Annotated in this window: 8 protein-coding genes; 1 reads left to right on the forward strand and 7 read right to left on the reverse strand. The window is 69.5% G+C overall.

What is annotated here, in order from left to right; all coding sequences use genetic code 11:
* The first annotated feature begins 164 nt into the window (after positions 1–164).
* Complete coding sequence (locus QMX79_RS18295) at positions 165–1,481, forward strand: NCS2 family permease (RefSeq protein ID WP_282248045.1); 1,317 nt, start codon at positions 165–167, stop codon at positions 1,479–1,481.
* A gap of 5 nt (positions 1,482–1,486) precedes the next feature.
* Here the strand turns inward: QMX79_RS18295 and pncB are convergent, their stop codons facing one another.
* The 7 genes from pncB to QMX79_RS18330 all read right to left on the reverse strand — a co-directional run.
* On the reverse strand, positions 1,487–2,662 hold the full coding sequence (gene pncB / locus QMX79_RS18300; RefSeq protein ID WP_282248046.1) for a nicotinate phosphoribosyltransferase: 1,176 nt from the start codon (positions 2,660–2,662) through the stop codon (positions 1,487–1,489).
* Positions 2,663–2,742: 80 nt separating this feature from the next.
* On the reverse strand, positions 2,743–3,582 hold the full coding sequence (locus QMX79_RS18305; protein WP_282248047.1) for a glycosyltransferase family 2 protein: 840 nt from the start codon (positions 3,580–3,582) through the stop codon (positions 2,743–2,745).
* On the reverse strand, positions 3,579–4,439 hold the full coding sequence (locus QMX79_RS18310) for a glycosyltransferase family 2 protein (RefSeq protein ID WP_282248048.1): 861 nt from the start codon (positions 4,437–4,439) through the stop codon (positions 3,579–3,581). The genes QMX79_RS18305 and QMX79_RS18310 overlap by 4 nt, the downstream gene beginning before the upstream one ends.
* 43 nt (positions 4,440–4,482) lie before the next feature.
* Entirely contained in the window at positions 4,483–6,681 is a 2,199-nt protein-coding gene (gene gspD / locus QMX79_RS18315) for a type II secretion system secretin GspD (protein WP_282248049.1), read from the reverse strand.
* 9 nt (positions 6,682–6,690) lie between these two features.
* Positions 6,691–7,503, reverse strand: coding sequence for a general secretion pathway protein GspN (locus QMX79_RS18320; RefSeq protein ID WP_282248050.1), 813 nt, complete (start codon positions 7,501–7,503; stop codon positions 6,691–6,693).
* On the reverse strand, positions 7,493–8,221 hold the full coding sequence (gene gspM, locus QMX79_RS18325; protein ID WP_282248051.1) for a type II secretion system protein GspM: 729 nt from the start codon (positions 8,219–8,221) through the stop codon (positions 7,493–7,495). The genes QMX79_RS18320 and gspM overlap by 11 nt, the downstream gene beginning before the upstream one ends.
* On the reverse strand, positions 8,196–9,090 hold an 895-nt coding region (locus QMX79_RS18330), incomplete at its 5' end, for a PilN domain-containing protein (protein WP_282248052.1). The genes QMX79_RS18330 and gspM, both read right to left, overlap by 26 nt.

Genomic DNA, 9,090 nt, shown 5'->3' on the forward strand with positions numbered 1-9,090 from the left:
GGGTACGGGGGCTTTACGAAACATGGATGTTTCGTAAGAGCCTACACGGATGTATTCACGGCGCCCCCCGTACCCCCGCACCCGCCGGCCCTCAGCAAGTGATGCATCAAACGAAGGCCTTTGACTTCGCTTGTGATCCAACCAAAAGAGACATGGACCCCACCATGAAACTGCTTGAAAACCTGTTCCAGCTCTCACAGCACGGCACCACCGTGCGTACCGAACTGCTGGCCGGGCTGACCACGTTCCTGACGATGTCCTACATCGTCTTCGTCAATCCCGACATCCTGTCCACCACCGGCATGGACCCCGGCGCCGTGTTCGTGGCCACCTGCCTGGCCGCCGCGCTCGGCTCGCTGGTGATGGCGTTCGCCGCCAACTTCCCCGTGGGTATGGCCCCCGGCATGGGCTTGAATGCGTTCTTTGCCTTCACCGTCGTGGGTGCCGCCGGCCTGCCGTGGCAACAGGCATTGGCCGCCGTGTTCATCTCCGGACTGGTGTTCCTGGCGCTGTCCCTGACCGGCGTGCGCGCCTGGCTGGTGGCCGGTATTCCCGCCTCGCTGCGCGCCTCCATCGTCGCCGGCATCGGCCTGTTCCTGGCCATCATCGCCCTGCAGAAGTCCGGCGTGATCATCGCCAACCCCGACACCCTGGTCGCGCTCGGGCCGCTCAACACCGCCCCGCCGCTGCTGGCCCTGGCCGGCTTCCTGCTGATCGCCATCCTTGAAGCACGCCGCGTGCGCGGTGCCATCCTGATCGGCATCCTCGCCGTCACCGGCGCCGCCTGGCTGCTGGGTGCCGTGCAGTACCAGGGTGTGATCTCGCTGCCGCCCAGCCTGGCCCCCACCTTCCTGCAGCTGGACCTGCCCGGCCTGCTTCACCACGACGGCGGCGCGCCGATTGCCGTGCTGCTGCAGGTGGTGCTGGTGTTCGTGCTGGTTGAAGTGTTCGATGCCACCGGCACCCTGTACGGCGTGGTCGGCCGTGCCGGCCTGCTCAAGCTGCCCGGCGCGCAGAAGCGCTTCGGGCGCGCCCTGCTGGCCGACAGCACCGCCATCGTCGCCGGCTCACTGCTTGGTACCAGCAGCACCACCGCCTTTGCCGAAAGCGCCTCCGGCGTGCAGGCCGGTGGCCGTACCGGGCTCACCGCCCTTGTCGTGGCCGCGTTGTTCCTGGCCGCCCTGCTGTTCTCGCCACTGGCCGGCATGGTGCCCGGCTATGCCACCGCACCGGCGCTGCTGTTCGTGGCCGGGCTGATGCTGCGTGAGCTGGTGGATGTGGACTGGAACGACCTCACCGAATCGGTGCCCGCCGCGCTGTGCGCGCTGGCGATGCCGTTCACCTATTCCATCGCGAATGGGTTGGCGTTCGGGTTCATTGCCTATGCGGTGCTCAAGGCCGGTACCGGGCGCTGGCGCGAAGTGCATCCCGCCGTGTGGTTGGTTGCAGCGCTGTTTGTGGCCCGGTACGCGTTGGAATAGCGCGGTTATTCCGGCGGGAGTTCGAATACCTGGCGCAGGTAGGCCAGGTAGCCCGGGTCGTCGCACATGCTCTTGCCCGGCGAATCGCTGAGCTTGGCCACCGGCTGGCCGTTGCAGCGGACCATCTTGATCACGATGTTGAGCGGGGTCGGACCCAGGTCGTTGGTGAGGTGGGTGCCCACCCCGAACGCGACCTGGCAGCGGCCGCGGAAGTAATCGAACAGGCGCATCACCTTTTCGATGTTGAGCCCGTCGCTGAACACCAGCACCTTGCTGCGCGGGTCCACCCGGCGTTCCTTGAAGTGCGCCAGCATGCGGTCGCCCCAGCTGAAGGGGTCGCCTGAATCGTGGCGCACGCCATCGAACAGCTTGCAGAAATACATGTCGAAATCGCGCAGGAACGCCTCCAGCCCGACCACGTCGGACAGTGCGATGCCCAGGTCGCCGCGATACTCGCGTGCCCACGACTCCAGTGCCGCCACCTGCGAATCACGCAGCCGCGGGCCCAGCGCCTGGAACGCCTGCAGGTACTCGTGCGCCATCGTGCCGTGCGGGGTCATGCCGTACAGCCGCGCGAAATGCACGTTGCTGGTGCCCACGAACTGGTCGCCCAGCGCATCGCGCATCATCGGCAGCATGCGGGCGTGCCAGTCGCGCGAGTAGCGGCGGCGGCTGCCGTAGTCGGCGATGCGGCACAGCTCGAAGCCCGGCGTATCGCGCAGCAGCGCGGTCTTGGCCTGCAGGCGGCGCTCGCCTTCGGCGAAATCCGGGGTGCTGGTGTTGCGGAACCAGACCTCGTTGATGATCGCCAGCAGCGGCACTTCGAACAGGATCGTGTGCAGCCACGGCCCGGTGATGTCCAGCTCGATCTCGCCCGGCACGGCCTGCGACGGGCGCAGGTCGATGTACTTGCGGTCCAGGTGGAACAGGCCGAGGAAGTCGGCGAAGTCCGGCTTCACGAAGCGCAGCCCGCGCATGTAATCCAGCTCTTCGGCGCTGAAGCGCAGCTGGCACAGGTGGTCGATTTCTTCGTTGATCTGGTCGATGAAGCTGGCCAGGTCAATGCCCGGCGTGCGGCACTTGAACCGGTACTGGACCTGCGCGCCGGGGTGCTGGTGCAGCACCGCCTGCATCATGGTGAATTTGTACAGGTCGGTGTCGAGCAGGGACTGGATGATCATGCCCGGATTATGCGCCTGCCAGCAGGTACCGACCAACGGTCGGTACCTACCCGGTAGCGCCGGCCGTTGGCCGGCACACCTTACCTGCGGTTGCGCAGCAAACGCGGAACCTGTGCGGCGGCATGCGCCCAGATCGCGCCCCATACCGCCGCCTGCACCAGCAGGTTGCGCCGCGGCGCCTCGAAGCGGCGGAAGTAGCGCCACAGGCCACGGTGCTTGTGCCATTCCACGAAGAACGGCCGGGAACGGCTGGACACGCCGCGCACGTGCACCACCTGCAGGTCGTTGGCGATGGCCACCACCGCCCCGGCCTCGCGTGCGCGGCGGCACAGGTCCAGGTCTTCGGCATGCAGGCGGTAGCCGGCATCCCAGCCGCCGATGCGGTCGAACAGCGCACGCGGCATCAGCAGCAGCGCCCCGGACAGCGCCGGAACCCTCTGCAGCACCTGCGACGGGTCGGCCGGAAGGGCCAGCTTCGCGCCCTGCCCCGGGTGACGCAGCATCGCGCCGAAATCGGGATCACGGCGGCGCACCGCCGCATCGGGCTGGCCCTGCTCGTCCACCTGCTCCACGCCCAGCACGCAGTCGCCCAGGGCCTGGCCGCGCGCGCGCAGCTGGGCCAGGGTGTCGGCGGCGACCATCAGGTCGGGGTTGATGAAGGCCAGCCACGGCGCCTGGCTGTCTGCAACGCCCTGGTTGTTGGCGGCGGCAAAGCCGGGATTGTCAGGGTTGGCGATGAAGTGCAGCTGCGGATCCGCGCTGGCGTGGCGCTGGATGATCTCCAGCGTGCCGTCATCGGAATTGTTGTCGACCACGCGGATCTCGGCGACCTCGTCGGCCGCGCGCAACCGCGTCAGGCATTGGTCCAGGGTGCTGGCGCTCTGGTAGCTGACGATGATGACGGCAATGCAGGGATTCAAACAGGCGGCTCCGGAGCGGGTACGGCGGGCGATCCGAACAGATCGCCCTGCGACCGGGGCATTATCGCCTGCTGGTGCAGGCGCTGCAGGTCCTGGCGCACCTGCAGCAGCGGGTCGCCCATCAGGAAACCGGCCAGCCGCGGCTGCCAGGTCGGCCAGCGCGTGCCCAGCGCTTCCAGGTCGCCGTCGTGCGCCTGCGCCTCACCGTCGCGCGCGACATAGGCATTGGCGCACAGCGCGTTGCGCCAGCCCAGGCCGGCCATGCGCAGGCTCAGGTCGATCAGCGCCGCGTTCCAGGAACCGTAGCTGTGCATGTCCAGGCCGCCGGCCTTGCGCCGCGCGTTGGCCCGCAGCAGCACCGCGTGGGTCACCGCCGAGGGCAGTTCCGGGTCCAGCGTCGGCAGGGCCGCACAGGCCTGCGCCATGGCGCCCAGATCGTCCGGCACCGGGTTGATCTCGCCCAGCCGTGGCCAGGCGGCGGTTTCGCCGGCATTGCACCACGGCGTGGCCGAACCGATCGAGGCATCCCGCGCAAAGCAGGCATCCAGCTGCTGCAGCCAGCCCGGCGCCGGCACCGCATCGGGCGCCAGCACCACCACGTCGCCGCCTTCGCAGGCGCGCAGCATTTCGTCCAAATGCGCCACTTCGCCAATGGCGCGGGCACGGCGGGTGTATTCGGCGCGCAGCGGCGTGTTCGCCAGCCAGTGTTCGATCACCGCCTGCGCACGCGGCCCGGCCTGGCCGTCGTCGGCCAGCCACACCGGGGTCTGCGCCAGCGTGCCCGCATCCAGCGCGGCCAGGCAGCGGTCCAGCGCGCTGTCATCGACCCCGATCGGCAGCAACACGATCGTTCCCATCCGTCCCCCTGTGTGCGGCGTCGTGACCGCAGCGTAGCAGGACTCAGCGCTTGGGGCGGGACGGGAACGGTTCCATGGCGCGGAAGCGGTTGCTGTACTCGTCGGTGAGGTTCCGCGACTCCTGCGCGTTGCGCACGATGGTCGGGGTGAGCAGCACGATCACTTCGGAGCGGTCGGTGTTCTGGGTCTTGCGGCCGAACAGCGCGCCGATCACCGGGATCCGGCTCAGGCCCGGCACGCCATTGGCGCCGTTCTCGTCGGAATTGGTGATCAGGCCGGCCAGCATGATGGTGTCGCCGCTCTGCACCGCCGCCTCGGTGGAAATCTTGCGGGTGTTGATCGGCGGGTTGCAGGTGGTGCGGGTGGGGTCGCAGCCGGCCGGGATGGCGCCGGCCGAGCTGACTTCCTGCACGATGTCCAGGAACACCACGCCATCGCGGGTGATGCGCGGGCGCACCTTCAGGATCACGCCGGTGTCCAGGTACTGCACCTGGCTGTAGGTGTTGTCGCCGCCCACGCCGGTGTTGACCGACACCGAGTTGATCGGGATCTGCGTGCCCACGTTGAGCGTGGCTTCGGCGTTGTTGCGCACGAAGATGGACGGGGTCTGCAGCAGGCGCAGGTTGCTCACCTTGTCCAGCGCGGTCACCACGGCGGCGGCGTTCTTGCCCAGGAAGGTCCAGCCCAGGCCGGTGTCGCCCACGCGGCCGGAGATGCTGCCCCAGATCGAACGCCCCAGCGCGCTGGGCAGGTCGATGCCGCTTTCGGTCTTGCCGGTGGCCACGGCCTGTTCGAAGAACCAGTTCACGCCGTAGGCGAGGTCGCCGGTCAGCGCCACTTCGGCGACCTGCGCTTCGATGTGCACCTGCATTGGCATCACATCGAGCTTTTCGATGACTTCGCGGATCGAACGCCACGCCTGCGGGGTGGAGCGCACCAGCAGCGTGTTGGTTTCCTCCACCGCCGACACGCCGACCGAATCGCCCTGGATCTCCAGGTTGAAGCTGGCGTTGCCCGGCTGGCGCTGCGGCAGGCTCATGGTGCCATCGCCCATGCCGCCGGTGCGGGTGGTACCGCTGTTGCCGGTGCTGTTGAGGCTGCTGCCGTTGGTGCCGTCGCGGCTGCCCAGCTCCTGGGTGATCGCGCCGGGGGCCAGCGAACCGCCACTGCCACGCCCGCTGCGGCTGTTGTCGCTGGCGAAGGCCTCGGCCAGGCGCTCGGCCAGGTCCTTTGCTTTGACGTAGCGCAGTTCGTAGGAGAACAGCCGGGCGCTGCCACCGGCGGTATCGATACGTTCCAGCCACTGCTGGATCTGGTCCAGGTAGCGCGCCTGCGGGGTGATCACCAGCACCGCGTTGGCGTTCTCCAGCGGCAGGAAGCGGAACATGCCGGCGCTGGGGGTCTTGCTCTCTTCGCCGAACACCTTCTCCAGGTCCGCCGCGACCTGCTCGGCCTTGCCGGTCTGGATCGGGAACACGCCCACGGACATGCCCGACAGCCAGTCCACGTCGAAGATCTCGACCGTGCGCAGGTAGTTTTCCAGCTCGCTGCGGGTACCTCCCAGGGTGATCACGTTGCGGCCGGTGTCGACGTTGACGATCGCGTTCGGCCGCGCGTACGGCTCCAGCACTTTCTTCATTTCGGTGGCGGAGATGTACTGCAGCGGGATCACGCGCACTTCGAAGCCGCGCGCGTTGGCCGCCGGCGCGGTGCTCGGTGCGACGGTGCCGGCCAATGCCTGGTCGGCGGCGACGATGTTGTAGCGGCCGCCGCTGTAGACCATGCGCGCGTTGTTCCAGCCCAGCACCATCTCCAGCAGGTTCAGCGCCTGCGCCGAGGACACCGGCTTGGGCGTGGCCAGGGTCACGGTGCCCTGCACGCCCGGCGCGATGACGTAGTTCTGGCCCAGCATGTCGCCCAGGATCGCCTTGACCACCGCGTGCACCGATTCGCCTTCGAAGTTGAAGGTGGCGGTGCCGGTGCTGGCCTGCGACAACGCCGGCGACGGCGCTGCGGCGGCGCTGCGGTTGATCATGGTGCCGCTGCCGCGGCGGATCACCGGCTGCGGTGCGCCGTCGGTGTTCAGCGGCTGCGCGTTCACGCCATCGTGCGAGCCATCGCCGGCCACCACCTGGTGCTTGCCATCAAGGACCGCGTCGCGGCGCACTTCGGGACCGGGTACGGAGGCGCAGCCTGCAAGCAGGGCAACGGCGAACGACAGGGAGAAAAGACGCAATGTCATGCTTTCACTCTATTTGGTTTGGCCGGAGCCGCCCGCGGGCGGCTGCTGCGACTGTTGCTGCTGCAATTGCTGGCGACGCGCCTGGATGCGGGCGCGGATGGCTTGCATCTGTTCTTCGCTCGGGCCCTGCGTGGCCGGTTTTTGCGCTGCGGCAGCGGCTTCCGCGGCTGCATTGGCGGCGGCTTCTACCGTTGCCTGGGTCGGGGGCGGCGGAGCGGTAAAGTTCGTTGTCGGCCCCCGGCCCGCGTTCTGCGCGGGCGGCGGAACCGGCGGGCGCGCGCCATTGGCCTGCGCTGCGCCGGCGGCGGTGCCCAGCACCGTCGGCGGCTCGCCCCCCTGCCCGCTGAAGGTCACCAGTTCCAGGGTCTGGGTGCCGCCGGGACCGGTGACCGTGGCACTGCGCGGCTCCAGCGCGAGCAATTGCCAGCCGTTGACCGCATCACCGTTGAGGCGCAGGCGCAGCGACTGCTTCTGGTCGGTGGTGAGGATGGCCATGCCGAATTCGGAAGTGAGCAGCACGCCGGTGAGGGTGACCGCGCTGGCGCTGCTGCCCGGCTCGCTGCCGCCCAGCAGGTACGGGCGCGGCTTGCGGTCTTCGGCGAACAGCGGACGCGCGCCGATGGCGGCGTAGGCCTCGGCCGAGGCGATCCGTTCCGGCGCGGCCGCGGCCAGGGTGGGCAGCGGCGGTGGGGCGCGATCACCGGCACCGGCCGGTGCGATGCGACCGCCCACGCCGAACAGCGTGGCGATCCAGATCGCGGCGGCCCAGGCGGCCACGCCGCCCAGCCACCAGCTGCGCAGGGGGGCCAGTTCAATCTTCATGGGCGCCCTCCTCGACCGGTTCGGCGGTGCCGGGATCGGTCGGGGCCGCCATCGCCGAGCCGACCGGTCCCAGCCCTGCCGGCGCGGGTTCGGGTGCCGGCTCGACCGGCGCAGCCGCCGCCTCGGTGCCCGCACCGGGACGCAGGTAGCCGACCAGTTCGAACGACACGTCCAGCCCGGTGCCGGTCTCGTTGGGCGAGGCCTGGAAGCGCTGTGCCAGCAGGTTGAGGTTGTTCACGAACAGGCGCGGGCTGCCGGTTTCCAGCGTGTGCAGCACCGCCGCCATTTCCGGCACGCCACAGCGCAGGCGCACCTGCAGGGCCACGCGCGGGAACTGCGCATCGCGCGCGGTGTCGGTCAGCGGCGAGCGGTTGCTGATGGTGCAGCTGCGGTTGCCGGGGCTGGCCGAGGCCACCGCATCCTGCAACCGGCTCGACAACGCGGCCGCGGCCGATTCGGCAGTGGGCTCGCGCAGGAAGCCCGGGCGCCCTTCCAGCGCCGCCTGCACCTGCTGCAGGCGCTGCTGCACCTGCCCGCGTTGCTGCAGTTGGGCCTGCACCCGCTGCTCGCGTTCCTGCAGTTCGGTAATGCCCTGGTTGATGTCCAGCAGCGGCCGGGTGAACCACGGGTGCACCAGCAGCAGGTAGGCCAGCGCGATCACCGCCAGCAGCAACGCCAGTGCCAGCCAACGGTCACGGCGTGTTGGCGGCATTGCCATTGGCAACCTCCGGGGCGGGCGTGGCGGCGGCCGGGGCACCGGGCAAGGGCTGCAGCTCGGCGGTGAGGGTGAAACGGTCGCGGCCGGCGGCGCCGCCATCGGCCTGCAGCACGCCGGTCAGGTTGACCTTGCGCCACAGCGGTGAATCCTGCAGCAGGGACACCAGCTGCGAGGCCTCGCGGCTCAGCCCGATCAGCTGCAGCGTGTTGCCTTCCACCGACAGTTTTTCCAGGTAGGTGCCATCGGGCAGCAGCCGGGTCAGTTCGTTCCACAGCTCCACGGTGCTGGCGTGTTCGGCGCGCTTGCCCTCCAGGAACGCGGCGCCATCCACCAGTTCCTGCAGCTGCTGGCGCTGCGCGGCCACGCGGCGTGCATCGTGTGCGGCGGCATCGACCTGCTCGCGCAGGCGATCGGCGGCGGCCTGGCGATTGTCCAGCAGCTGCGTGCCGGCCAAGGCCAGCAGCACCACGGTGGCGACGGCGAGCAGCAGGTTCCAGCGCCGCATCGGGTCGTGGGTGACCCGGCGCTGGGTCGGCGGCAGCAGGTTCACGCCCAGCGGCTGGCCATTGCCATCGTCGGCATCCACGCCGGCCAGCTGCTGCGCCCAGCTGCCGGCCTGCTGCGACCACTGCTCCAGCGCCTGGCGCGGAATGACCACCAGTTCCACCTGCAGCTGGCCGTCGGGCAGGGTGTCCAGTTCGCGGACGTCGTAATGGACCTGGCTGGCCTCGAACGGGGTCTGCCGGTCGATCTCGAAGCCGACCACGTCGCGCAGGCGCGGTGCGGCGGCGGCCGGCAGGCGCAGCGGGCGGCGCAGCACCGCGGCGGCCGGCAGCACCCAGTGCCGGGGCAGCGCGCGCAGGCGCGCA

The sequence above is a fragment of the Stenotrophomonas sp. PS02300 genome (assembly GCF_029959395.1).
Lineage (GTDB): Bacteria > Pseudomonadota > Gammaproteobacteria > Xanthomonadales > Xanthomonadaceae > Stenotrophomonas > Stenotrophomonas maltophilia_AD.